The following is a 22,409-nucleotide window of genomic DNA, read 5'->3' as shown; positions in this document are numbered from 1 at the left end:
AAAAAGGCGGTCGAGAGTAACAATTCCTCAAAGCAAGGCTCCCAACTCGCTGGAATATTTGTATCAACCGACCGCTGAAAATGGAATGCTTATTGCGTATTGATGAAATTAATGTATCATTTCATTTCATCCTGAAATGGAATGAAATATATCATGAAGAGACCGACCATTGCCGATCTTGCCCAGGCCTCCGGCGTCAGCATCGCCACGGTCAACCGTATCCTCGGAGGTACCGGCGCAGTGCGTGCGGAAACGATCGACAGGGTGCAAAATGCCGCGGAAGAGATTGGATTTTATGGCCGCGGCGTGATCGAGGACCGCAGGCAGCGGCTCCTGCCGAACTATCGTTTCGGCTTTCTTCTCCAGCAGTCGAGTCGTGAGCTCTACCGGCTGTTCGGCTCCAAGATCACCGAGGCGGCCGCGAGACGCCAGCATGAGAAAGTCGTGGCTGTGGTCGATTTTGTCGATGTCCTCGAGCCACAAAATATTGCAGATCGTCTCGAAGCGCTTGGCAAACGCTGTGATGCAATTGCTGTCATTGCGGGCGACCACCCATTGATCGGGCAGACCATCCAATCGCTCAAGGAGAGAGGAAAGCCGGTTGTCGCCTACATAACCGATCAGTCCGCCCGGGATCGCGCCGGCTTCGTCGGCACCGACAATTGGAAACTCGGGCGCACCGCCGCATGGTTTCTGGCTCAGACCACGCCGATGCCCGGTCGGATCGCCGTCTTCATCGGCAATCATCGTTACCAGTGCCAGGATGTCTCCGATGCGAGCTTTCGATCCTATATGCGCGAGCACGCGCCCCATCTTCAGGTGGATGACAGCAGGCCGACACATGAGGAGCCGCAGGAAGCCTACCGGATCGTCAGCCAGTTGCTGTCCGAACTCGATGACCTCCGAGGCATTTTCATCGTTGGAGGGGGAATTTCCGGGGTGCTGCGTGCTCTTCGCGAAGCGCCGGTCGAAAAGCGAGATAAGGTCAGGGTCGTCTGCCGCGACATCGGCCCGGAAACGCGAAAGGGCTTGACGGAAGGCCTGATCATGGCGGCATTGTGCCATCCACTGGATCAGATATCGGACGAATTGATCGCCACGATGATCGCAGCGCTGGAACACCGCGACAGCACAACCATCCTTCAGCGCGTGGTTCCCTTCGAAACGATTACGCCCGAAAGCGTTTGAACCGCCCGGTTTGCATAGGGCGGCAGGCCGAAAAGGCCAGCCGCCCTATAATGCGGCAGGGCTGATCGCTATTGCGGTGTCGCGTCAGATGTCGACGACGAGACTCTTGGCTTTCAGCACCGGTTCGAGATTGCTGACCTCGATGACCGATTTCCCTGACTTGTAGGCGGCGATATAGCCGGCTTCGGCATCTTCGCGGGCCTGTGACAGCCTGGCGACTTCCTGCGCTTCCTGGCGACGCACGACCACCAGGCCGTCGGCATCGCCGGCGATGATGTCGCCGGGGTGGATGATTTCACCACCGACGATGATCGTGTCGTTCACCGCCGCAATGGTTTCCTTCACCGTGCCCTTGATGCAGACGCTGAGCGAGAAGACCGGGAAGCCAAGCTCCCTCAGTTGCAGCGTGTCGCGCACGCCGGTATCGGTGACCAGGCCGCCGATGCCCTTTGCCAGGCAGGCATTGGCGAGGACGTCGCCGAAAGATCCGGCCTCCTCGTACTCGCCTGCGGATACGACGATGATATCACCCGGCTTCGCGTAGTTGATGGCAAGCTGCAGCATGATGTTGTCGCGCGGCGCGCATTTCACCGTAAAGGCCGGGCCGCACAATTTCATGCGATAGTCGACGGGCTTGAGGCGGGAGGAAAGGGCTCCGCGGCGTCCTTGGGCCTCGTGTATGGTCGCGGGCGAAAATTTGGAAACGGCGTCGATATCGGCTTTGCTTGGCCGTTCGGCAATATCTTTAATATGGATCATGGATGCCTCCCTTCGTTGGCCGACGGCGGGCATGTCCCGCCGTCTGATTTCATTTGGACATTGTTATCGGAGAACGCCGAGGTCCTAGATCCGGATGATTTTAGGCCGGCTGGCCTAAAATCTGAATCCGTATCTAGATCAAAGAATTAGAGCATGATGTCGTCCGAAAACCGCTCACATTTTTCGGCATCATGCTCTAGGGGATCGGGTCGAACTTCAGCTGCGCGAGCGGTACGACCTTGTCGGTGCGGGTCATCTTGTATTCGGTGCTGGGTCCGAGCCACTTGTCCCAGATCTTGTTGATCTCACCAGACTCGTCGAGCTTGTGGAGGATCTCGTTGATCTTGGCGGTCAGCGCCGGCTGGTCCTTGGCCATGCCGATGCCGATCGGCTGATAGAGCATCGGCTCCTCGATCATCCGCATTGGCTTGCCCTTGCTCTTCGATTCATTGACGAACTTGGTCGTCGTCATCGTGTTGGCGACCATGCCGCGCGCCTTGCCCTGCTGGACGGCGAGATAGGCAGAGGCGGTATCCTGGAAGGTCAGCGGGTCGGATTTGTTGAGCTTGATCGACATTTCCGAGGTCGAGCCCTTGGTCGAGGCGATGCGCTGGCCGGCAAAATCGGCCTTGGTCTTGCCGGCATCGTCCGCCGGTACGATCAGCATTTCCTTGGCAAGATAATAGGGGTCGCTGAACTGGATCTGTTCGGCGCGGCTGAGCGTATAGGCGAGGTTGGCAACGGTGATGTCGACGCGGCCGAGCTTGACCTCAGGCACGCGGGCCTCGACCGAAACCGGCTTGATCTCGGCCTTGACGCCCAATTCCTTGGCGATCGCACCGCACAGATCGACGTCGAAGCCGGCCATTTCGCGGGTCTTTGGATCGGGAGAAGCGAAAGGGGGAACGTCGGCAAACGTCGCGCAGCGCAGGGTTTTCGCCGACAGGATGGTGTCGAGCTGATCGGCTTTTACCGGCACGGCGGCCGCCAGGCCGGCAAATGCGGCGGTGAGGGTCAGGTATTTCCAGTTCATTGCTGTTCTCCTTTGTTTTTGGTGGTTGGTATCAGTGCCGGAGATCAGCGAGGAAACGCTGAGCCCGGGGATGGCGCGGATTGCTGAAGAATTCCTCGGGGGTCGCCATTTCGATGATCTGGCCGGCATCGATGAACCAGATCCGATCCGCGACGTCGCGGGCAAAACCCATTTCGTGGGTGACGCAGAGCATGGTCATGCCTTCGGACGCCAGGCTCTTCATGACGGCCAGCACTTCGCCGACCATCTCGGGATCGAGCGCGCTGGTCGGTTCGTCGAACAGCATCACCGGCGGTTCCATGGCAAGGGCGCGGGCGATTGCCACGCGCTGCTGCTGGCCGCCCGACAGCTGACCGGGATAGGCTCGGGCCTTGTCGGCGAGGCCGACCCGATCGAGGAGCTTGAGGGCCTTTTCATGCGCGACATCGGGCGCCACGCCCTTCACCCGGATCGGCGACATCGATACGTTCTCGGCGACCGAAAGATGCGGAAACAGGTTGAAGTTCTGGAAGACGAAGCCGATCCGGCTGCGCATCGCGTTGAGTTCCCCAGCCCGCATGGCGGCATGAATGTTTTGCCCGTCGAGCGCGATCGACCCGCTATTGATCTCCTCGAGGCGATTGATCGTGCGGATCAGCGTCGACTTTCCCGAGCCGGACGGGCCGCAGATGACCACGACCTCGCCGCGCGCCACCTGCGCATCGATGTCCTTCAGGACCGGATAGTCGCCATAGCTCTTGCAGACCTGCGAAAGCCGGATCGTCTGTGATTCCCGTGCTGAAACCGACATTGTCATAGCTGCTCCGATACGATTTTCGACGGCGTGACCACCGAGGCGGCAGGAAGGCCGGAAAGTCCTGCGCGCCGCCGCGTGATGCTGCGCTCGAGGCGATTTGCGAAGTAGGTCAGCGTCCAGCAGATGGCGAAGTAGACGATCGCCAGGATGAGGAAGACCTGGAAGGGCTGCGTCAGGAGCTGGTTGTTGACCTGGCTTGCCGCAAAGGTCAGGTCCGGCACGTTGATCACATAGCCGAGCGTCGTGTCCTTGATCGTCGAGACGAAGGTGGAGAGGATGCTCGGGATCATGTTGTAGAGCGCCTGCGGCAGGATGATGAAGCGCATCGCGCCGAGATAACCGTGGCCGAGCGCCCGCGCCGCATCCATCTGGCCCGGTCCGAGTGCCACGATGCCCGCACGGACGACTTCGCTGAGAAACGCGCTCTGATAGACCACCAGCGTCGTCAGCATGGTGACGAAGCTCGGCACGTCGGCGCCGGTCAAGAGCGGAACCAGGAAATAGCTCCACAGGATGAGCATCAAGAGCGGCACGCCCCTGGTGAAATAGACAAGTGCCGTGACAGGCCAGCGCAGCAGCGGCGATTTGGAGAGCCGCGCCAGCGCGAAGAGGATGCTGGCCGGAAAAGCGAGAGTGATGCTGAGCGCCGAAAGGATCAGCGTATTGGCGAGCCCGCCGAGCGGTCCGTTCGGATATTGGCCGATCAAGAGCAGCAGCCAGTAGTCGCGGACGATGGCGATCATGTCCTGGATCATGCGCGCGCACTCCGGGCAGGATCTGCGCGCATCGACAGATAGGCGCCGATGCTCATGATCACGAGCGAGAAGAAGAGGTAGAGAACCGTGCCGATCAGGTAGATCTCGAAGGTGCGGAAGCTGAGGTTTTCGACTTCCTTGACGGCATGCGTCAGTTCCGACGCGCCGATGACGACGGCGAGACTGCTGTTCTTGAACAGGGAGACGCTGTGATTGATGAGCGGCGGCAGCGCGTTGCGCACGCCCTGCGGCATGATGACGAAACGCATCGCCGAGACGTAGCCATGGCCCAGCGCACGGGCCGCCTGCATCTGGCCGGGACCGACCGAGCGCACGCCCGAACGAAGATCTTCGCTGAAATAGGCTGCCTGGCAGAGCCCGAGCCCGATCACTGCGAAGATCGCCTCGGCATTATGGCTCGCGAGCCATGTCGCGACCCCGTTCGGCATCAGGGTGAAAATCCCGAAATACCACAGCATGAGCTGAACCAGCGTCGGGACGTTACGGTGGTAGGATACGTAAGCGGCGACCAACGGATCGCCGAAGCGAAAGGGCGACAGGCGGACACACAGCAGCAGAAGTGCGAGCGCCATCGCCAGCGACCAGGACCCGGCATAGATGATGAAGGTCATCTCGATGCCATGCAGCAGCATGGCGGCATATTCGGGATTTCCCAGGATTGCCGAAAGGTCGAAACCGCTCACGGAGTTGGCTCCCCGGATGGATCTGTCTTCGGCTGCGGTCTTGCGGTCTGCAGGCCGCCCATGACCTGCAGTGTCGGGGTGATCTCCATATGGCCGATGTTGACGGCGACGGGAGCCGATATGGCGAAGGCGATCGCGTCGGCGATATCGGTGGCCTGCGGCAGTTCGAAACCGTCGATGAACCGTTCCCGAATGCTGGGATCATTGCCGTGGACGTGATTGAAAATGTCCGTGGCGACCCGGCCGGGGCAGATTTCCGTGACGCGCACCCGCTTGCCGAAAGCGTCGATGCGCAGCTGGTTGGACAGCATGCTCACGCCTGCCTTGGTGGCGTGATAGGATGAGTTGCCGCCGAAATTATAGGCGCCGGCGATCGACGAGATGTTGATGACGTGGCCGCGGTCTCGCGCCACCATGCCCGGCACGACCAGACGGCAGAGATGCAGGACCGCCCGGAGATTGACGTCGACGATGAGATCGATATCGCCCTCGTCGGCTTCCAGGAACTTCTTCGGCCGATCGACGCCGGCATTGTTGACGAGAATGTCGAATTCCACCCGACGCGCGAGCTCGGCCATGGCCGGTCGATCGGTCACATCGATAGCGTGGGCGATGCAGCCCGTACGCTCTGCCAGCTGCTGCAGCGCTTCGGCGCTGCGGGCAACGGCATGGACTTCGATGTTCTCCCGACGAAGCCGCTCAACCACGGCTGCGCCGATCCCGGAGGAGGCGCCGGTCACCAGTGCGGTCTTGTAGTCGGAGAATGGCATTGTCGTTCCCTTGTTGTTGATTGAGACAGTAGCGAAGCTTTAACCCCTTGCCTAAGACCGATTATCTCTGGAGCAATAAGCAACGGTTATGGAGCGGGTGCGCCTGTAGAAGACGAGAAAGCGGCGATGCCGGCATTCTCTCGCAGCCTCGTCTCAGACCGCCTCGCGTTGCAAAAGCAATGCGCGTCTGCAAACATGGCATTCGCAGATCAGAATGGTACCCCGATCCCCATGGACATCAGACGCCTCAAATCTTTCATCGTGATCGTCGACAGCGGCAGCATCACGCGAGCGGCGGATCTTTTGCATATCGCCCAGCCGGCCCTCAGCCAGCAGCTTGCAGCGCTGGAGGAGCATTTCGGCCATAAGCTGCTGATCCGCAGCCAGCAGGGCGTCAGCATGACGGATGCCGGACACGCGGTATATCGCCATGCACAGATTATCCTCCGGCAGATGGAGCAGGCACAAGCGGATGCATCGGCAGCCGGCAATTCGCTGGCCGGGCGCGTATCCGTCGGCCTCGTGCCGTTCAGCAGCGCGGCGACCCTCTCGGTCGACCTCCTGGCGGAAACCCGCAAACGGCATCCCGGCATCCTGCTGCATCTGACCGAAAGCGTCGGCCAGACCTATAGCCAGATGATCATGAACGGCCGGCTGGAGATGGCGCTTCTGCATGGCACCGGGCCGATCAAGGGCGTGCGGTTCGAACCGATCCTCAGCGAAGAGTTTTTCCTGGTCGCCCATCGCGACTTTGCCATCGAAGCGGATGCGAAACCCGTGTCCGTCAACGCGCTTGACGGAATACCGCTGCTATTGCCGCCGGCCTATAATTTCGTCCGCCGCGCGGTCGATACCGCCTTCACCCGCACCCGCACCAATTTGAAGGTCGTGGCGGAAGTCGAAATCGTCCGGACGCTGGCCCGGGCGGTCGGCAGCGGTCTCGGCGCGACCATCATGCCGAAAGCCATCGCCGATCGCATCGTCTCGGAATCGAGCGAGCCGCTGATCTGCCGGCTCGTCTCGCCGCGGATCGAGGAAACCCTGTCGCTGTGCGTTTCCGACCAGAACCCCCTGTCGGAACCGGCCCTTGCCGTTCGCGACATCCTTCTCGAGTTGACGGCGCGGCTGAAAGACTGAGGCGTCGCCCCTTCAGCGCATATTCTTGCAAAACTCAGCGATGCGCGCGCAGCCTTCGCCGAGTTTTTCCATGCTTGTTGCGTAGGAAATACGGAAGAAGGGGCTCATTCCGTAAGCGGCGCCTTGCACGGTCGCGACATGATGCTCGTCGACGAGCGCCATGACGAAATCGACATCGGTCTCGATCTTGCGCCCGCCCTTGCTGGTCTTGCCGATCAGCCCCGATATATTGGGATAGATATAAAAAGCGCCTTCGGGCCGATGGCAGCGCAGCCCTTCCACCTCCGACAATTTGTCGAGGACGAAATCGCGTCTTTCCCTGTAGATCGCCGCACGCTCCTTCAAGAGATCCTGCGGCCCGTCGAGGGCCGCGGTCGCCGCCGCCTGGGTCAGTGTGGCGATGCCGCCGCCATTCTGGCCGTTGACGTTGCTGACGGCCGAGATCAGGTCTTTCGGCCCGGCGCAAAAACCGAGCCGCCAGCCGGTCATGGCATAGGCCTTGGAGACGCCGTTCATCGTCAGGACGCGATCGTACAATCTCGGTTCGACTTCGGCGATCGTGCAGAACTGGAAGTCGTCATAAACAAGGTGCTCGTAGATGTCGTCGGTCATGATCCAGACATTGGGATGACGCAGCATGACCTCGGCGATGGCGGCCATCTCTGCCCGAGAGCAGGCTGCCCCCGTCGGATTGTTCGGGAAATTCAGAAAGAGCCATTTGGTGCGCGGCGTGATCGCCGCCTCCAGATCCTCGGCGCGCAGTTTGAAGCCGGCCTGCTCGTGGCAGGGGACCGGAACCGGAACGCCGCCGGCGAATTTGACGATGTCGGCATAGCTAACCCAGGAGGGCGTGGGAATGACGACCTCGTCGCCCGGATTGCAGGTTGCCAGCATCGCATTGAAGATCACCTGCTTGCCGCCGCCGGACACGACAATCTGGCTGGCATCGTAGTCGAGATTGTTGTCGCGCTTGAATTTTTTGATGATCGCGGCCTTCAGTGCCGGCGTCCCGTCCATCGGCGGATATTTCGTATCGCCGGCAAGAGCTGCCGCATGGGCCGCTTCGATCGCATGCGCCGGCGTGGGGAAATCCGGCTCGCCTGAGGAAAGGCTGACGACCTTGATGCCTTTGGCGGCCAGTTCCCGGGCGCGCTGGGTCATGGCGGCGGATGCGGATATGGAGACGTTTTTCAGGCGGTCTGCGATCACGGACATCGACATGGTCCTTCGATGAGAGATGGGAACGAGAGACCGCCCTCGGGCGATCGGGATAATGTCAGTCGGCGAGTTCGGCGGCAGGCGCGAGCGCAGCACCCGTGGCTTCGATTTCGCCGCGCACGATGCCGGCAAGCTCCAGCGCGCCGGGTGTGTCACTGTGGACGAGAATGGAACGCGCCGGCATGGCGATCACGGCGCCATCGATCGTCGTGACGGTTCCTTCGCGGAGGAATTGTCGTACGCGTGCGCGCACTGCGGCTTCATCCTTGATGAGGGCGCCTGCGAGCCCGCGGGCGACAAGTCTGCCCTCGGCGTCATAGGCCCGGTCCGCAAGGAAAAGCGCCAGCGTCTTCAAGCGCGCGCGTTTGGCCGCCCGCTGGATCTCGCTGCCCGACGTGACGAAGACGACAAGATTGGCGTCGACGGCGGCGATCGCATCCATCATCAGGTGGGCAAGGACGGGATCACGGTTGACCATATTGCCCATGGCCGCATGGAAGCTGATATGCGAGACGGTGACCCGCTCGGCGCTGGCGATCGCCATCAACGCGCCGAGCTGATAGAGCATCTGCTGGCGAAGCTCGTCCGCCGGAAACGGCATTTCCCGCCGGCCGAAGCCCAGCCGGTCGGGCAGGCCGGGATGGGCGCCGATGCCGACGCCATACTGTTTCGCCAACCGCACCATGCGCCCCATCGTATCCGGGTCGCCGCCGTGGAAACCGCAGGCGATATTGGCCGACGAGACAATTTTCATCATCGCTTCATCGTCGCACAGCCGGTAGGGACCAAATCCTTCGCCCATATCGGAATTCAGATCGATCTTCATCAGTTCCTCCTTTTGACGGCCTTAAGCCATCGCCTTCAGGGCGCGTTTGACCATCCCGGATGTCTGCCTGACATCTTCGACATAGCGGGCGACAGCCTGTTCAACCCTGCGTGCCTCCGCATGCGTCGAGCGAACGAATTTCAGGCGGGTGCCGATGCGGGCCTGCCCGAGCCGCCAGAGATCGCACTCGATCACGCCGGCAATCTTCGGATAGCCGCCGGCAGTGTTTGCATCGCTCATCTGTACGATCGGCTCGCCGCCGGGCGGAACCTGGATGACGCCGGGCACGACGCCGTGGGAGCGCATCTCGATCGATGCGGTCGGCGTGATCGGTTCGCCGGACAGACGGTAGCCGGTGCGGTCGCTTCGCGAGGAAATCCTCCAAGTCTGGCCCCAGAAGGCTTCGCCATCTCCGGCAAAAAGATCGTGCTCGCCGGCCGGCAGGGCGCGGATCGGCAAGGCGCCGTCGACAGGCGCCGGGAAGACCTCGCGCAGTGCCACGGCCGGCTCGACGACGGCGAGGCCCGTGGCCGGCAGCATGGCCATCTCCAAGTCCTCGCCGACCGCGATCCGATCGCCCTTCGCCAGAGGCCGGCCGGCATTGCCGCCGAAGCCGCCGCGCAGCGACGTGCTGCGCGACCCCATGACCACGGGAATATCCAGCCCGCCGCCGACCGAAATATAGGCCCGCGCGAGCTTTGGGGGCTGCTGCAGCTCAAGAACCTGTCCGGGCTCCGCCGTATAGGCGCACCAGGGAATGAGTTCCGATCCGTCGAGACTGACATGGCCGTCGGCGCCGGTCACGGCAAAGACGGTGCGCCGATCGAAACGCAGCCTGAACGGAAAGGTCTGCACCTCGATCACCGCCGCATTCTCGTCATTGCCGACGAGAATATTGCCGATCCTGACGGCAAGCGGATCCATGGCGCCGCTCGCCGATACGCCGATGTCGCGATAGCCGGGGCGCCCCAGATCCTGCACCGTGTTGAAAGGGCCGCTTTCCCAAATCTCGATCATAGTTCGATCCTTGCCGGCAGGAACCGCACCGTATCGCCCGGCGCCATCAGCGCGGGGGTCGGCGAAGTTGGGTCGAACATCTGCAGTGATGCGAAGCCGATGGAATTCCAGCCGTTGGGGCCGGTCAGCATGGCGACGCCGGTCTGCATGCCGCCGATGGTTACGCAGCCCTTCGGCATCTTCAGCGACGGCACGGTCTTTCGCGGCATGTAGATGCGCGGATCGAGGCCATGCAGATAGCCGAAACCCGGCGCGCTGCCCAAGGCGAAGACACGATAGGTGGCTTCATGATGGATGCGGACGACCTCGCGATCGCTGAGCCCCGAGAGATCGCAAAGGGCCGGAAGATCGGTCGCATGTTCGCCACCGTAATGGACAGGGATCTCGATGGTCTTGCCGTTGAGATCGATGCTCTGGGCGTTCTCCCACGCCTCCAGCAGCCGGGCGACCACCGCATCGGGATCTTCGGGCGTCTCCTTGAAGATCACCAGCAGGTTGGTCATTCCCGGAATGTTTTCCGCAAGCTCCGTCCAGCCTTTCACGGTCTGAGAGAGAGCCCAGATCCGCCGTTGCGCGATGAGATCGAAATCGCCTGGCGCCTCGAGCAGGAAGGATCTGGCGCCGATCGCGGAAACCCGCGCCCCGCTTTGGGTGGCCGGAACGATTTCACGTTGCGAGGCATGTCTGTTCGTCGTGGCGATCATGATGGCAGCTTGATTTCGAACAGAGGGTCGCCGAAGCCGACCAGGGCGCCGGGCTCGGCGAGCAGCCTGGTCAAAACACCCGAACGGCCGGCGCGAAGGGGGAGCAGCACATGCCCTACCCTGACGAAGCCGAGGATATCGGCATCGGATACGGAGCGCGGCAGATTTCCAGATACGGCCGGGACGGCCGGATGTTCGGCGCAGAAATGTCCGGCCACCGGCGCCTTCACGACGACAGGTGCTGGGCCTGGAGCGCGGGTTGCGGCTTCGTGCGCGCCGATCCGGGCGCCGCCCTCCCCTGAAACGACGATGCGAAGCTGCCCGTCCGGCCGGGAGATCTCGAGGCCCTCCACTCCGGCAGCCGTCAGCGCGTCGGTGAGGAACGCGATGGTTGTGGGATCGCTGAAATCGATCGCGCTCATGCCGCCGCCCTCCGCAGCTTCAGCCATTGCTCGAGATAGTGGATGTTGGTCTGGCCGCGCGCGAAGGCATGGTCCTCGAACAGGGCGCGCAGGAAGGGGATGTTGGTGGCGATGCCCTCGATCTCGGTGCCGGCAAGCGCCTCGCACATTCTGGCCATCGCTTTCGCCCGTGTCGGCGCGTGGACGATCAGCTTGGCGATCAGCGAATCGTAATAGGGCGAGACCCTGTAACCGGGATGAATATGCGTATCGACGCGGATGCCCGGCCCCTGCGGCAAAGCCAGATGGGTGACGACACCTGCCGACGGCAGGAAGGTGTCGGGATCCTCGGCATTGATGCGGCATTCGAAAGAATGGCCTTCGCATGTCACCTCGCTTTGGATGAGGTTCAGAACGTCACCCTGGGCGGCCTTTATCTGCGCCTGGACGATATCGACCCCGCTCGTCAGCTCGGTGACGGGATGCTCGACCTGAAGCCGCGTGTTCATTTCGATGAAATAGAAGGCGCCGTCCTCATAGAGGAATTCGAAGGTGCCGACGCCGCGGTAGCCGTTCTGGCGGCAGGCCTCGACGCAGGCCATGCCGACCGGCTCGATGATCTCAGGCGCGATCCCCGGCGCCGGCGCCTCTTCCACCACTTTCTGATGGCGGCGCTGCATCGAGCAATCCCGGTGGCCAAGCCACACGGCATTGCCGTGGTCGTCGCAAATAACCTGGATCTCGATATGGCGCGGATGCTCTAGGAATTTCTCCATGTAGAGCGAGGGCGAGCCGAAAGCCTTGCGCGCCTCTTCCCGTGTCAGCGCGATCGCTTCATGCAACTGGCCGGCCTCTAGCACGACGCGCATGCCGCGCCCGCCACCGCCGCCTGACGCCTTGACGATGACGGGATAGCCGATCTCCCGCGCGATGCGCTCGATTGCGGCCGGGTCGTCGGGCAGCGCGCTGTCGGGGCCGGGAACGCAGGGGACGCCGGCCGCCATCATCGCCCGCTTTGCCGCGATCTTGTCGCCCATGGTCGCGATCGATGACGCCGTCGGACCGATGAAGACCAGCCCGGCCTTTTCAACGGCGCCGGCGAATGCGGCGTTTTCCGACAGAAAACCGTAACCGGGATGGATGGCGCCCGCGCTCGTCAGGCGGGCGGCGAGAAGAACGGCATCCTGATTGAGATAGCTCTTACCCGCAGTCGACGGACCGATGCAGAGAAAACTGTCTGCGGTCTTGATATAGGGCGCTTGCCTGTCCGCCTCGGAGCAGATGGCAACCGTCTTCAGGCCGAGTTCGCGGCAGGCGCGCTGAATCCGGGCGGCGATCTCACCGCGATTGGCGATGAGGACGGTATCGAAACGGCGCCCTGCGGCAGCGGAATGTTCTGGCGTTTCCGGCATCAGGCGATCTCCGCCAGCAGGTCGCCGGTCTCGACCTCGCCATTGTCGATATGGGTCAGGTGCGTGATGCGCCCGGACCGCGGCGCGGCGATCGTGTTGAAGACCTTCATTGCCTCGATGATGAAGAGGGTCTGCCCCTCCTCCACCGCGTCACCGATCGCGACGAATGGCGGTTCGCCGGGCGCCGGTGCCTTGTGCAGCACGCCGAAGACGGGCGCCTTCACCGCATGGGCGGTTTTCTCGAGGTTCGAAGGCGCATCGGTGACAGGGCTTGTCGTCGATTCCGGTTTTGGCGAGGGCTCGGCAACAGCTGCCTCTCCCGGCGAGGTGCGGAAAATCCGCACCGTCACGTCCTTTTCGGTCACGGTCAGCTCGGTAATGTTCGATCGTCCGACAAAGTCGATCAGCGTCTTGATCTTCGAGAGGTCCATGTGCGTGCTCGGAATTTCAAAATTCCACCGCGCAGACCTGATATTCCAAGTCGCTCGGTGTCGTGATTTTTCGTAGCACGACGCGCGGGCTGATGGGGTCAGACGAAGTTTTGATGGAGTGCAATCCGCGCCCTATGGGGACATGCCTCTCGCAAGTCTGTCTGTCGGTCGCATCCATTGGACGGCGCGACAGACAGACTGCGAAGACGGTGGCTGGCCAATTCGTAGACCATCGCCTCGAATTGAGGTGATCTCTCAAGAATCAGACGATCAAGAATCCTTGTATGGCGCTCTTCTGGCCATTCAGTTTTATCACAACCCACAAGGGTGGGTCGGGTGGCTTTTTGGTGGTTTCGGTAGGCTTGGCGCCAAGCGCCGGTATGGCGATGACTGGCCATACCTTGTCCGTGCTCGTAGCAGAGTCATCTGGAAGTACTTCGACGTCAACTTTATCGCTGCCGTCCTGCTTCGTCGATACATATACATCCATCCCCTCACCAAAGCCGTGGCCTATGAGTGTAAACGGCGTTCGTGTGCGCAACGGAGCTTGCACAGGCTTGGGGTCCAAACGCATAATTTCGAGAGTAGTTTTCGCGGGCATGTCAGCCTCCCGGGTCCATCCCTATCCGTAAAATCAATCACCGTCGCCCGATCTGCGGGGAACGAATCCGCCTGATCTCGACATCACGCCGCCGGAGCGGGACAAGGCACCGCCTGATCTGGATAATCCGCCGCTCGCCATTCCGCGAGGATCAGCCGAGGCCTCGGCCGAGAGCAAGATTTGCTCAAGGCTTCCCGTTTGGGCATCAAGCCTCATCGAGATATCGTCCTTGTCATAGATCCAGACCTTCATATCCCTGGCGAGAGCTCCGATTTGGGAGCCGAGGCCCGTTCGTGCACTCGAACCTGGGGACCGAGACAATCTGTCGTATTCAATATCGCCATCGACGTTCCGCGGAGGGGGATCGTCGGGATTCAGGCCGCTGCCGTGGACAACGAAGATAGCGGGCGGGCTCAGTTCAACGAAAGTTCCCTCGAAAGAGAAAGCGTAGATTCGCGCGAGGGTCGCGTCGTTCGCGCTGAGCTGGCCCCTTAGAAAACTGTTCGCGCCCAATGGATTTCCGATCAGCGGCTGATAAACGTCGCCTCTCAGGAGAAGGTCACTCAGCTCACGCCCGAAAAGATACACTGCAGATACCCCTAACAAGGTTTCGTTGTCTGCCACGTCTGCCTCCATCTATCTGGTTAGTGACCGATGCCTGATCTCGACAGCAAAACTTTCTCGCGATAGCTCATCTTCGGAAGCCTCAGACGATCTCTCGGCAGCAGGATCCGCGCAGAGTGGGCATGGCTGCGATGCTCGCCGCCTTTAAGGGGTGCGCCGGCATGCAACTCGCCGATCGCCCGCTGCCTGAAATTTCCAGTGATGATCCCCGCGAATTGGCCGCCGCTTTCCTTCCGATCAACTGCAAGAATCGTTTCCGCGACGTCGCCGTAGTCCAGAAAGTCGGGGGCAAGCGCCCACAAGGTTTCCGCCAGATACGTCCCGACGATATCGCGTGCGTCGAGCAGCGCTTCGACAAAACCATCCGGGTTCCGCGCGATAGCGCGGTCGAAAGCTTGCTGCACGGGTGCCTCGGCAGCCGGATCGAACTCGGCAATATCGGAGAGATCTTCGACGGCCCGCGAGATAAGGCCTCGCGCCACCAGGCTCTCGTGGAAGATATCGACGAGCATATCGAATATCGCACCGGTGAGCGGTTGCGAGAGTTCGTGTTCGTCCTTCCAGCCACGCGCGAACTCGGTCATCGTCCGTTTGTTGTTTGCCGAACGAATCTGGCGATGCGGCGAAAATTCCGAAAAGCGCGCCAGGCGATTTGCCCGGTAGAGATTGCCGCCCGTCTCCTCGAGAACATTGTCGATCACCGACGGAAAATGCATGGCCGCGATCAGCGACACGCAATCTGAGAAGGACTCCTGGAAGCCGAGATATTCCGGATACTCGGTTCCCGGGCGCGGTACGCCGAGGACGCTGAAGATGATCGCGTGCCCCACCTCATGGGCGATAACGTCGAAATCCACGCTGAAGGGAAGGATGCGTCCATCTTTCTCGAATTGGCTGCCGACTTCAAGGAAGCCATAGCCGTACTGGGCATTGTCCCACTGCGGCAAAATGGAGATTTCCAAACGGTCATAGTGATCGCGAAAATGCCATGTAAGGGGCTGGCCCAGATAGCGCTCCCACACATCGAGTGTGAACCGTACGCAGCCGAAGACATGTGCGGCTTGGAAACCAGGCATCGAAGGTCGGAGATAGTCGAAATTGCCGCGCCTATCGGGGTTGGCCGGCTCGAGGATTCTTCCGGTCCAGGGCGGAAGGGACATATACGGCGTTCCGAGCGGCCCGCGGTTCACACCGTAAGGACCCGTCTTGCCGACCGGCTCCACGACAAACATGCGATCGTCGGCCGGGCCAGCTGTCAGGGTGCCCAACCGAGATGATACTTCAACGATCTCGGGACTGGACCGAGCGTCTTCAAATGGAGGCTGCACAAAAAGTCTGAACCGGGCGCCCATCCGCTTCCCCTCAAAAGACTTTTATGATTGCCAGTTTAAGTTGACCTTCGGCGCTCGCGAGAATTTTAGCAAGTAATAAAATAGTATTAGGGCCGGCCTGCCAAATGTACGGGGCATTATTCAGGCGGCTCAACCAATCTCGAATAGCGCGGGTGACTGCGAAGGGAATCGAGGTCGGAATCGTTTTTGAACCACAGCCGCATCTCGATGCCGACTTGAGGCATCCAGACTTCAAGCAAGTCTATCGCCCGGTCAATCTCGCCAAGCAGTGCATAGGTGCAGGCGGCATTGTACTGGATGTTTATATCATCGGGATCCGTCGCAAGGGAGCGCGCCAACCATTCCAGCGCCATGTCGCGGACACCGAGAAAGGCCAGCGCCGTCGCTCCCAGGCAGGCGACATTGGCATTTTCCGGATGGAGCCGCAGTTCTTCCTCCGCCCTTTTCAACGCGATCCTGGCATAGCTGCTGGCCTTGTCCATTTGCCCGAGTGAACGAAAGACGTTCACGAGCATGATCGGCGCACCGTAGTCGGCAGGCTTGATCTCCATTGCGCGCTGAAAGTGCGTAGCCGCCAGTTCGAACTGACCGTCGGTGACGCAAAATTCGGCATAGTAGCGGTTCGCCTCGTGGCAATTGGCGTCGAGCGACAAAGCCTGCTCGAATGCAGAAACCGCCTCAGCGCGATTGCCGGCCACCGCCAACGCAAACCCCTTGGCCGCATGTGCCTCCGCCAGATTGGGATCGATAACGAGCGCCGTCGCCGTGTTCGCGAGAATGGCCTCCACGGGAATTTCCGCGCCGAACTGAGACCGCAGACGCGCATCGCAAACCGCGATGCCGGCATAGGCGCGGGCATAGCCCGGATCCAATTCGATGGCTCTGGCGAAACTCTGCCTGGCCATCAGATGGTTCGAGCGCGAGGCAATATGGTAGTATTCGCGCCCCCTGAGGAAATGTGTGTAGGCTTCAACGCTTCCTGTCGGCGCCTGCTCGATAGCCTTCTTCTCCTCCGGAAGCAGCTTGACCTTAAGCTGCTCGACGATCGCCTTGACGATCTCGTCTTGCACTTCGAAGATGTCGGTGAGGTCGCGGTCGTAACGCGCGGCCCAGACATGGCCGTCGCTGGCTGCTTCGATCAATTCCGCATTGATCCTTAGATGATTGCCTGCCTTGCGGACGCTGCCTTCCACGATATAGGCAACGCCGAGTTCTCCGGCGATGCGCTGCAGGTTGTCGTTCCGGCCTTTCCAGGTGAAGACGGTGTTGCGGCTCAGCACGAATAGGCCTGAAACATTCGATAGGTCGGTGATGAGATCTTCAGTGATGCCGTCGCTGAAAAAATCCTGCTCGGGATCGTTGCTGATATTGGCGAATGGCAGGATGGCAACGGATGGCTTGTTGACGGGTGCCCGTGTGTGGACACCTGCGGCAAGCGGAACCTCCTCGCTGGAGGCGACATTGCCCCAATCGGCAAAATAGACATGGACCGGACGGGAAATGTTCTTGACGTTCATGGCGCCCTGATCTGCGAAATCGAGACCGAGCTTGTTTGCGACTTCGTGGCGCACTGCCGCCGAACAGGCAATGCCGCCGGGGGCTGCAAGCGCTTGCAGCCGGACCGCCACATTAATGCCGTCCCCATGAAAGTCATCCGCATCGAAGACGATATCGCCCAGATTCAAGCCTATTCGGAACGCAAAGTGCCTGTCCGCTGGAATCCCCATGTTGCGCTCCAGCATGCCGCGCTGGATTTCGACTGCGCATCGTGCAGCACTGAGCACGCTCCCGAACTCGACCAGGAAACCGTCGCCCATCAGCTTGATTATATGCCCGCCATGGGTCGCGACAGCGGGATCGAAGAGCTCGCGGCGATGCTGACGAAGAGCGTTAAGCGTCTCCTCTTCGTTGGCTTCCAGGAGACGACTGTAGCCCACTACATCGGCAGCCAGAATAGCCGCCAGTCGACGTTCAACAAGTTCTGCACACATGCCCGTCTCCCCAACGTGCTGGTGGCAATACTATTCAATTCTAGAAGCCGGTCAGTAATGTTGCCGGACGATTATACTACTGACAACTAAAATCTCCGTCTCGGCCGTAAGAATTTCCGGAGCCGCTCAAGGTCGCGGAATGCGGCAGGGAGAAGGCCCCACGTGGGATTCCGGTGCGGACAACTCGTCGTCAGTTCGGCGACTCGAAGGCCATTTTCCGACCTCAGCCGGTGCCATCGCCTTAAATTCATTCCAGGCGTTGAGCGCCTCCAGTTGGAGCGCATCGCGCTGCCACAAGCTCTGGCGCCTGTCCATGAACCGTGCATAGCGCTTGTTCTCGGCATTAGCAGTGCTATATGTAGGTAAATACCTACATGGAGCGCGCCATGACCATTACCACACTTTCCAGCCGTGAACTCAATCACGACGTCAGCAATGCGAAGAAAGCTGCCAGAAAAGGGCCGGTCATCATCACTGACCGCGGCAAGCCTTCCCATGTCCTTCTGACATATGAGGAATTTGAGCGTCTTTCCGGCAGGCGCCAAAGCCTGGTCGATGGGCTTTCCATGTCGGGCCTGTCGGAAATCGATTTCATGCCGCCGCGGGTCGAGATCAAAAGCCGCGAAGTTGACCTGTCTTGATCTATCTGCTGGATACGAATGTCATTTCCGAATTGCGCAAGATCGGTGACGGTAAGGCTGATCCGGAAGTCGTGGCATGGATCGAAACGGCAAACGCTTCGGACTTCTATCTCTCTGCAATCACCATTCTCGAATTGGAACGGGGCGTGCTTGCTGTCCAACGACGAGATGCCCGGCAAGGTTCACGCCTGCGTACATGGCTTGATGACCACGTGCGTCCGCAGTTCGCCGGGCGAATACTGCCGATCGATGATGCCATCGCAACGCGCTGCGCGCATCTGCATATCCCCGACCGGCGCAACGAGGCAGATGCGTTGATTGCCGCTACCGCACTCGTTCACAATCTTACCGTGGTCACGCGAAACGTGAGAGATTTCCATGGCATCGGTGTCGTCATCATCGATCCTTGGCAGGGTTAAGCAATGTGGGGCCTTAAATGGGTGCAAGGTACAGCATCCATTGATGGCGTCGGCGTTTCTCGATGGGATGCGCGGGCGCTCCATCATCGTCAGCGCTTCGGAGCGGCGACGCTCTCCCGCAGGATAAGCCTGCTGCGGATGACAGTGCGGACCTCCGCCGCTTTTTGCCGCTGGTCGATGGCGTCGAGCAGAAGATCGACCGCCGCGCGTCCCATCTCTTCCACCGGCTGCTCGATCGTCGAGAGCGGCGGCGAGCTGAATTCGCAGACCGGCGAGCCGTCGAAGGAGACAACGGACAGGTCATCGGGAATACGCAAGCCTCTCCGCTGGATGCAACTGACAAATGAGATGGCCATGTCATCGCTGGTGGCGATGACTGCCGTCGGCTTCTCGGTCAGCTGTACGAAATCGTCTGCCGCCTGAACGCCGATGTCGAAGCCACGCTGATAGCCGAGTTCACCGCCCGAGCGGCGCACCAGCGCCTCCGACAATCCGGCCGCCTCGAGCGCTTCGAGCACGCCGGCATAACGTTCGACATCGTGATAATTGCCTTCGGGTCCGGCCAGATAGAAGAACCGCCGATGGCCCAGCCGGATCAGTTCGGCCGTGACGTGACGCACCGCCTCGCGGTCGTTGGTAACGACGCTCTGCAGGCCCGCATCGCTCATGTCGAGCAGCATCGACACGATCGGCAGCCCGGAACCCGCCAGCGAGCGCCCGTCCACCTCCGGAAGCTTCGACGACAGGATGATGGCGCCGCGCACGCTGCCGCCGAAGGCGAGGTCGAGAATGTGCCGTTCGGAAATCTCGTCGCGATCGAGGTTGGCGATCATCAGATTATAGCCGCCCTGGATCAGCGACTTGTTGATGCTCTGCAGCACCTGCGGAATGATCTGGGAGACGCCGTAATAGAGCGATCCCGGCAGGATGATCATGATGATGTTGGATTTGCCGACCCTGAGGCCGCGCGCCATGGCGTTCGGGGTATAGCCGAGTTGTCTGGCCGCGGCATTGATCTTGGTGCGCGTCTTCTCGTTGACCCGCCCGGGATTGGCGAGCGCCCGGCTGACCGTCGATATCGCCACACCGGCGAGCCGCGCAACGTCGGCCATCAACGCACCCGATGGCTCCTCTCCGACCACATCCTTGTTTTTATTCATGTTTATTTCACTCTCCCGGATGCTTCGATTTGCAACTCTAGGACAGGCGGCGATTTATAGCAAACGTTTGCCAAAAACCGCTTGCTTAAAAAATCGGCTTGGCTATTATCTAGCCATGGCAAACGATTGCCATTTCTTAATGCGTTGAAATCCATGGCTTATTGGATGCGGAACTCTCCTTCTGCACGCAGGTAGGTCATGCCTCGAGAAATGGATAGGTTATGGCTACCGGCGACAGGCTGCGCTTCGGCGTCGATCTTGTGACATTCTTCCATCCCGGCTTCTGGGGCGTCGACAGCCACGATGCGATCGTCGACTACGCCCGCACCGAGCCGCGCGCCTTCTGGGACAAGATCCTCGACAGCGTCCAGGCCTCGGGCGTTACCGGCGTCGAGCTGACCTTCTCTCCCTTCAACTGGCAGGACGCCATCAAGACCTATGGTTCCATCGACGCCTTCGCCGCCGAACTGGCCAGGCGCGGCCTGACACTGTGCAGCGGCTTCTTCGCGGAGCTGGAGGCAGCCGGCGATTTCGCCGAGCCCGAGGCGCAGCGCGCACTGATCGACAAGGCGGAGCGCTATGCCGACTTCCTGAAAGCCTGCGGCAGCGACATCATGGTGATCGGCGCGCCGTTGCGCCAGACGCTCGGCGCCCAGCCGGCGCAGTTCCATGATTTCGACCGCGCCAAGGTGATCGCCGATTTCCTCAGCCGGCTCGGCGCGACCCTCTATGCCAAGGGCGTGCGGCTGGCGCTGCACACCGAGGCGCACTCGATCTTTGCCGCCGCGCGCGATGTCGACCTGATGATGCTTCTGACCGATCCGGCCTATGTGCATATGTGCCCGGACACGGCCCATATCATCGTTGCCGGTTCCGATCCCATCCAGCTCGTCGATCGCCATCACGAGCGGATGATCATCGCCCACTGGAAGGATGCGATCGGTCCGATGCCTGCCGACACGCCGATCGACAAGCACATCCATGAACGCCACCAGCCCTATTTCTGCGGCTTCGGCCTCGGGCGGGTCGATTGGCCGGCCTGGATCCGGCTGCTGCGCGACCGGGCCTATGAAGGCTGGGCGATCCTCGAACTCGATGCCGCGCCGGATCCCGTCCGCGACATCGCCAACGGGCTCACGCTCGTCCGGCAGGCGCTCCTGCCGATCTATCGCTGACAACAATTCCGACGACAACAAACGCCCCGCCAAGAGGGCATTTTCAAGAGGTGGAACTATGAAGACCATGATGAAGCTTTTTCTTGGCGGCGTGGCACTCGCCGGTCTCCTGACCTCGGCGCATGCCGAAGACAAGCCGACGATCGAGATCATGTCGTCCTGGACGTCGGGCGGCGAAGCAGCCGCCCTCAACGTCATCAAGACCGAGTTCGAAAAGCGCGGCGGCGTCTGGAAGGATTCCTCGATCGCCGGTTTCGGCGCGGCCGATGCCGCCTTCCAGAACCGTATCGTCGCCGGTGACGCGCCCGGCGCCAAGCAGGGTGTCATCGGCCTCGCCGCCGCCGATTTCGTCAGCCAGGGCCTGTTCAATCCGATCGACGACGTGGCCGCCGCGGGCAAATGGGCCGACGCCCTGCCGAAATCGATCCATGATCTCATCTCCTTTGACGGCAAGGTCTATCTGGCGCCCACCGGCGCCCATGGCGAAAGCTGGGTCTTCTATTCCAAGGAGGCCTTTGACAAGGCCGGTATTTCGCAGGAACCCAAGACCTGGGACGAGTTCTTCGCCGATCTCGACAAGCTGAAGGCTGCAGGCGTCGTCCCGGTCGCCTGGGGCGGTCAGCCCTGGCAGCAGACCAAGGTCTTCAACATGATCCTGCTCTCGCAGGTTGGGATCGACGGCTTCCTGAAGATCTATGCCGACAAGGATAAGAGCGAGGCATCCGTCGAGGGCGTGAAGAAGACGCTCGCTATCCTCGGCAAGCTGCGCGGCTATGTCGATGCCGGCGCTGCCGGCCGCAATTGGAACGACGCGACCGCCATGCTGATCACCGCCAAGGCCGGCGTGCAGTTCATGGGCGACTGGGCAAAAGGCGAGTTCACTGTCGCGGGCAAGGTGCCGGGCAAGGACTACGGCTGCATGATCGCGCCGGAATCGAAGGGCATGGTCTATATCGCCGACTCCCTCTGGTTCCCCAAAACCGGCAATGCTGCAACCGACAAGGCGCAGAAACTGCTCGCCGAAGTCGTCATGGACCCGACAGTCCAGGTCGAATTCGCCCTCAAGAAGGGCTCGGTTCCGATGCGCTCCGACGTCGACAAGTCGAAACTGGATGTCTGCGCCCAGAAAGGCGCCGAACTGCTGAGTGCCGGCGCCATCGTGCCGGACCAGGCGATCGTGCTGACGCCCCAGCAGGTCGGCGCGCTCGACGATTTCGTCGACGAATACTGGAGCGGCGGCTCGGACGACGCAGGCGCTGCGGCCAAGAACTTCTTCGCCATCTTCGAGTAGGATC

Annotated in this window: 24 protein-coding genes; 6 read left to right on the top strand and 18 right to left on the bottom strand. The window is 60.9% G+C overall.

The window, feature by feature from the left end; genetic code table 11:
- The first annotated feature begins 150 nt into the window (after positions 1-150).
- On the top strand, positions 151-1,188 hold the full coding sequence (locus CO667_RS20340; RefSeq protein ID WP_097620194.1) for a LacI family DNA-binding transcriptional regulator: 1,038 nt from the start codon (positions 151-153) through the stop codon (positions 1,186-1,188).
- Between the two features lie 84 nt (positions 1,189-1,272).
- Here CO667_RS20340 and CO667_RS20335 read toward each other — a convergent pair whose 3' ends face one another.
- From CO667_RS20335 to CO667_RS20310, 6 genes are all read right to left on the bottom strand, one after another.
- On the bottom strand, positions 1,273-1,947 hold the full coding sequence (locus CO667_RS20335; RefSeq protein WP_097620070.1) for a 4-carboxy-4-hydroxy-2-oxoadipate aldolase/oxaloacetate decarboxylase: 675 nt from the start codon (positions 1,945-1,947) through the stop codon (positions 1,273-1,275).
- Between the two features lie 196 nt (positions 1,948-2,143).
- Positions 2,144-2,980, bottom strand: coding sequence for an ABC transporter substrate-binding protein (locus CO667_RS20330; protein WP_097620069.1), 837 nt, complete (start codon positions 2,978-2,980; stop codon positions 2,144-2,146).
- 31 nt (positions 2,981-3,011) lie between these two features.
- Entirely contained in the window at positions 3,012-3,776 is a 765-nt protein-coding gene (locus CO667_RS20325; protein WP_097620068.1) for an amino acid ABC transporter ATP-binding protein, read from the bottom strand.
- Positions 3,773-4,531, bottom strand: coding sequence for an amino acid ABC transporter permease (locus CO667_RS20320; RefSeq protein ID WP_097620067.1), 759 nt, complete (start codon positions 4,529-4,531; stop codon positions 3,773-3,775). Before CO667_RS20320 ends, CO667_RS20325 begins: the two co-directional genes overlap by 4 nt.
- A complete protein-coding gene (locus CO667_RS20315) occupies positions 4,528-5,235 on the bottom strand; it encodes an amino acid ABC transporter permease (protein WP_097620066.1) in 708 nt (235 codons plus the stop codon). Before CO667_RS20315 ends, CO667_RS20320 begins: the two co-directional genes overlap by 4 nt.
- The gene (locus tag CO667_RS20310; RefSeq protein ID WP_097620065.1) at positions 5,232-6,005 is read right to left on the bottom strand and encodes an SDR family oxidoreductase; all 774 of its coding nucleotides are present in this window, start codon (positions 6,003-6,005) and stop codon (positions 5,232-5,234) included. The genes CO667_RS20315 and CO667_RS20310 overlap by 4 nt, the downstream gene beginning before the upstream one ends.
- Positions 6,006-6,236: 231 nt before the next feature.
- Between CO667_RS20310 and nac the strand changes: the two genes are divergently transcribed.
- A complete protein-coding gene (gene nac / locus CO667_RS20305) occupies positions 6,237-7,142 on the top strand; it encodes a nitrogen assimilation transcriptional regulator NAC (protein WP_097620193.1) in 906 nt (301 codons plus the stop codon).
- 12 nt (positions 7,143-7,154) lie between these two features.
- Here nac and CO667_RS20300 read toward each other — a convergent pair whose 3' ends face one another.
- The 11 genes from CO667_RS20300 to CO667_RS20250 form a co-directional block, all read right to left on the bottom strand.
- Positions 7,155-8,357, bottom strand: a complete 1,203-nt coding sequence (locus CO667_RS20300) for a pyridoxal phosphate-dependent aminotransferase (protein ID WP_097620192.1) — start codon at positions 8,355-8,357, stop codon at positions 7,155-7,157.
- Positions 8,358-8,418: 61 nt separating this feature from the next.
- Positions 8,419-9,186 (bottom strand): 5-oxoprolinase subunit PxpA, encoded by a 768-nt coding sequence (locus CO667_RS20295; RefSeq protein WP_097620064.1) that lies wholly within the window; start codon positions 9,184-9,186, stop codon positions 8,419-8,421.
- Positions 9,187-9,207: 21 nt separating this feature from the next.
- The gene (locus CO667_RS20290; protein ID WP_097620063.1) at positions 9,208-10,203 is read right to left on the bottom strand and encodes a biotin-dependent carboxyltransferase family protein; all 996 of its coding nucleotides are present in this window, start codon (positions 10,201-10,203) and stop codon (positions 9,208-9,210) included.
- The gene (gene pxpB / locus CO667_RS20285) at positions 10,200-10,907 is read right to left on the bottom strand and encodes a 5-oxoprolinase subunit PxpB (protein WP_097620062.1); all 708 of its coding nucleotides are present in this window, start codon (positions 10,905-10,907) and stop codon (positions 10,200-10,202) included. The genes CO667_RS20290 and pxpB overlap by 4 nt, the downstream gene beginning before the upstream one ends.
- Entirely contained in the window at positions 10,904-11,329 is a 426-nt protein-coding gene (locus CO667_RS20280) for an acetyl-CoA carboxylase (protein WP_097620061.1), read from the bottom strand. Before CO667_RS20280 ends, pxpB begins: the two co-directional genes overlap by 4 nt.
- On the bottom strand, positions 11,326-12,720 hold the full coding sequence (locus CO667_RS20275) for an acetyl-CoA carboxylase biotin carboxylase subunit (RefSeq protein WP_097620060.1): 1,395 nt from the start codon (positions 12,718-12,720) through the stop codon (positions 11,326-11,328). Before CO667_RS20275 ends, CO667_RS20280 begins: the two co-directional genes overlap by 4 nt.
- Positions 12,720-13,151 carry an acetyl-CoA carboxylase biotin carboxyl carrier protein subunit gene (locus CO667_RS20270; protein WP_097620059.1) on the bottom strand — a complete coding sequence of 144 codons (432 nt, stop codon included), beginning with the start codon at positions 13,149-13,151 and terminating at the stop codon, positions 12,720-12,722. Before CO667_RS20270 ends, CO667_RS20275 begins: the two co-directional genes overlap by 1 nt.
- A 262-nt stretch (positions 13,152-13,413) precedes the next feature.
- Positions 13,414-13,752 (bottom strand): hypothetical protein, encoded by a 339-nt coding sequence (locus CO667_RS20265; protein WP_097620058.1) that lies wholly within the window; start codon positions 13,750-13,752, stop codon positions 13,414-13,416.
- Between the two features lie 33 nt (positions 13,753-13,785).
- Positions 13,786-14,388 carry a hypothetical protein gene (locus CO667_RS20260; protein ID WP_097620057.1) on the bottom strand — a complete coding sequence of 201 codons (603 nt, stop codon included), beginning with the start codon at positions 14,386-14,388 and terminating at the stop codon, positions 13,786-13,788.
- 8 nt (positions 14,389-14,396) lie between these two features.
- Positions 14,397-15,728: a hypothetical protein gene (locus tag CO667_RS20255; protein WP_097620056.1), complete on the bottom strand. Its 1,332-nt coding sequence runs from the start codon at positions 15,726-15,728 to the stop codon at positions 14,397-14,399.
- A gap of 116 nt (positions 15,729-15,844) precedes the next feature.
- Positions 15,845-17,719 (bottom strand): adenylate/guanylate cyclase domain-containing protein, encoded by a 1,875-nt coding sequence (locus CO667_RS20250; protein ID WP_097620055.1) that lies wholly within the window; start codon positions 17,717-17,719, stop codon positions 15,845-15,847.
- Positions 17,720-18,105: 386 nt separating this feature from the next.
- On the opposite strand from CO667_RS20250, the gene CO667_RS20245 reads away from it, so the two are divergent.
- Both CO667_RS20245 and CO667_RS20240 read left to right on the top strand, forming a co-directional pair.
- On the top strand, positions 18,106-18,360 hold the full coding sequence (locus CO667_RS20245) for a type II toxin-antitoxin system Phd/YefM family antitoxin (protein ID WP_097620054.1): 255 nt from the start codon (positions 18,106-18,108) through the stop codon (positions 18,358-18,360).
- Complete coding sequence (locus tag CO667_RS20240; protein ID WP_097620053.1) at positions 18,357-18,779, top strand: type II toxin-antitoxin system VapC family toxin; 423 nt, start codon at positions 18,357-18,359, stop codon at positions 18,777-18,779. The genes CO667_RS20245 and CO667_RS20240 overlap by 4 nt, the downstream gene beginning before the upstream one ends.
- 89 nt (positions 18,780-18,868) lie before the next feature.
- Here the strand turns inward: CO667_RS20240 and CO667_RS20235 are convergent, their stop codons facing one another.
- Positions 18,869-19,939, bottom strand: coding sequence for a LacI family DNA-binding transcriptional regulator (locus tag CO667_RS20235; protein ID WP_097620052.1), 1,071 nt, complete (start codon positions 19,937-19,939; stop codon positions 18,869-18,871).
- Between the two features lie 221 nt (positions 19,940-20,160).
- Here CO667_RS20235 and CO667_RS20230 point away from each other — a divergent pair, with 221 nt between their 5' ends.
- Both CO667_RS20230 and CO667_RS20225 read left to right on the top strand, forming a co-directional pair.
- A complete protein-coding gene (locus tag CO667_RS20230; RefSeq protein ID WP_097620051.1) occupies positions 20,161-21,114 on the top strand; it encodes a sugar phosphate isomerase/epimerase in 954 nt (317 codons plus the stop codon).
- A gap of 58 nt (positions 21,115-21,172) precedes the next feature.
- On the top strand, positions 21,173-22,405 hold the full coding sequence (locus CO667_RS20225; RefSeq protein ID WP_097620050.1) for an ABC transporter substrate-binding protein: 1,233 nt from the start codon (positions 21,173-21,175) through the stop codon (positions 22,403-22,405).
- Positions 22,406-22,409 lie beyond the last annotated feature (4 nt).

Origin of the sequence: Rhizobium sp. L43, assembly GCF_002531725.1 — a bacterium.
Lineage (GTDB): Bacteria > Pseudomonadota > Alphaproteobacteria > Rhizobiales > Rhizobiaceae > Rhizobium.
The sequence above is the reverse complement of the archived record's forward strand: the minus strand, read 5'-3'. Positions and strand labels throughout refer to the sequence as shown.

Bases quoted from the DNA above. Each gene is read 5' to 3' on its own strand.
- CO667_RS20250 (WP_097620055.1), bottom strand. From the start codon at position 17,719: ATGTGTGCAGAACTTGTTGAACGTCGACTGGCGGCTATTCTGGCTGCC.
- CO667_RS20310 (WP_097620065.1), bottom strand. From the start codon at position 6,005: ATGCCATTCTCCGACTACAAGACCGCACTGGTGACCGGCGCCTCCTCC.
- CO667_RS20275 (WP_097620060.1), bottom strand. From the start codon at position 12,720: ATGCCGGAAACGCCAGAACATTCCGCTGCCGCAGGGCGCCGTTTCGAT.
- CO667_RS20255 (WP_097620056.1), bottom strand. From the start codon at position 15,728: ATGGGCGCCCGGTTCAGACTTTTTGTGCAGCCTCCATTTGAAGACGCT.
- CO667_RS20265 (WP_097620058.1), bottom strand. From the start codon at position 13,752: ATGCCCGCGAAAACTACTCTCGAAATTATGCGTTTGGACCCCAAGCCT.
- CO667_RS20260 (WP_097620057.1), bottom strand. From the start codon at position 14,388: ATGGAGGCAGACGTGGCAGACAACGAAACCTTGTTAGGGGTATCTGCA.
- CO667_RS20330 (WP_097620069.1), bottom strand. From the start codon at position 2,980: ATGAACTGGAAATACCTGACCCTCACCGCCGCATTTGCCGGCCTGGCG.
- CO667_RS20235 (WP_097620052.1), bottom strand. From the start codon at position 19,939: ATGAATAAAAACAAGGATGTGGTCGGAGAGGAGCCATCGGGTGCGTTG.
- pxpB (WP_097620062.1), bottom strand. From the start codon at position 10,907: ATGATCGCCACGACGAACAGACATGCCTCGCAACGTGAAATCGTTCCG.
- CO667_RS20230 (WP_097620051.1), top strand. From the start codon at position 20,161: ATGGCTACCGGCGACAGGCTGCGCTTCGGCGTCGATCTTGTGACATTC.
- CO667_RS20320 (WP_097620067.1), bottom strand. From the start codon at position 4,531: ATGATCCAGGACATGATCGCCATCGTCCGCGACTACTGGCTGCTGCTC.
- CO667_RS20300 (WP_097620192.1), bottom strand. From the start codon at position 8,357: ATGTCCGTGATCGCAGACCGCCTGAAAAACGTCTCCATATCCGCATCC.
- CO667_RS20295 (WP_097620064.1), bottom strand. From the start codon at position 9,186: ATGAAGATCGATCTGAATTCCGATATGGGCGAAGGATTTGGTCCCTAC.
- CO667_RS20335 (WP_097620070.1), bottom strand. From the start codon at position 1,947: ATGATCCATATTAAAGATATTGCCGAACGGCCAAGCAAAGCCGATATC.
- CO667_RS20280 (WP_097620061.1), bottom strand. From the start codon at position 11,329: ATGAGCGCGATCGATTTCAGCGATCCCACAACCATCGCGTTCCTCACC.
- CO667_RS20270 (WP_097620059.1), bottom strand. From the start codon at position 13,151: ATGGACCTCTCGAAGATCAAGACGCTGATCGACTTTGTCGGACGATCG.
- CO667_RS20225 (WP_097620050.1), top strand. From the start codon at position 21,173: ATGAAGACCATGATGAAGCTTTTTCTTGGCGGCGTGGCACTCGCCGGT.
- nac (WP_097620193.1), top strand. From the start codon at position 6,237: ATGGACATCAGACGCCTCAAATCTTTCATCGTGATCGTCGACAGCGGC.
- CO667_RS20290 (WP_097620063.1), bottom strand. From the start codon at position 10,203: ATGATCGAGATTTGGGAAAGCGGCCCTTTCAACACGGTGCAGGATCTG.
- CO667_RS20325 (WP_097620068.1), bottom strand. From the start codon at position 3,776: ATGACAATGTCGGTTTCAGCACGGGAATCACAGACGATCCGGCTTTCG.
- CO667_RS20245 (WP_097620054.1), top strand. From the start codon at position 18,106: ATGACCATTACCACACTTTCCAGCCGTGAACTCAATCACGACGTCAGC.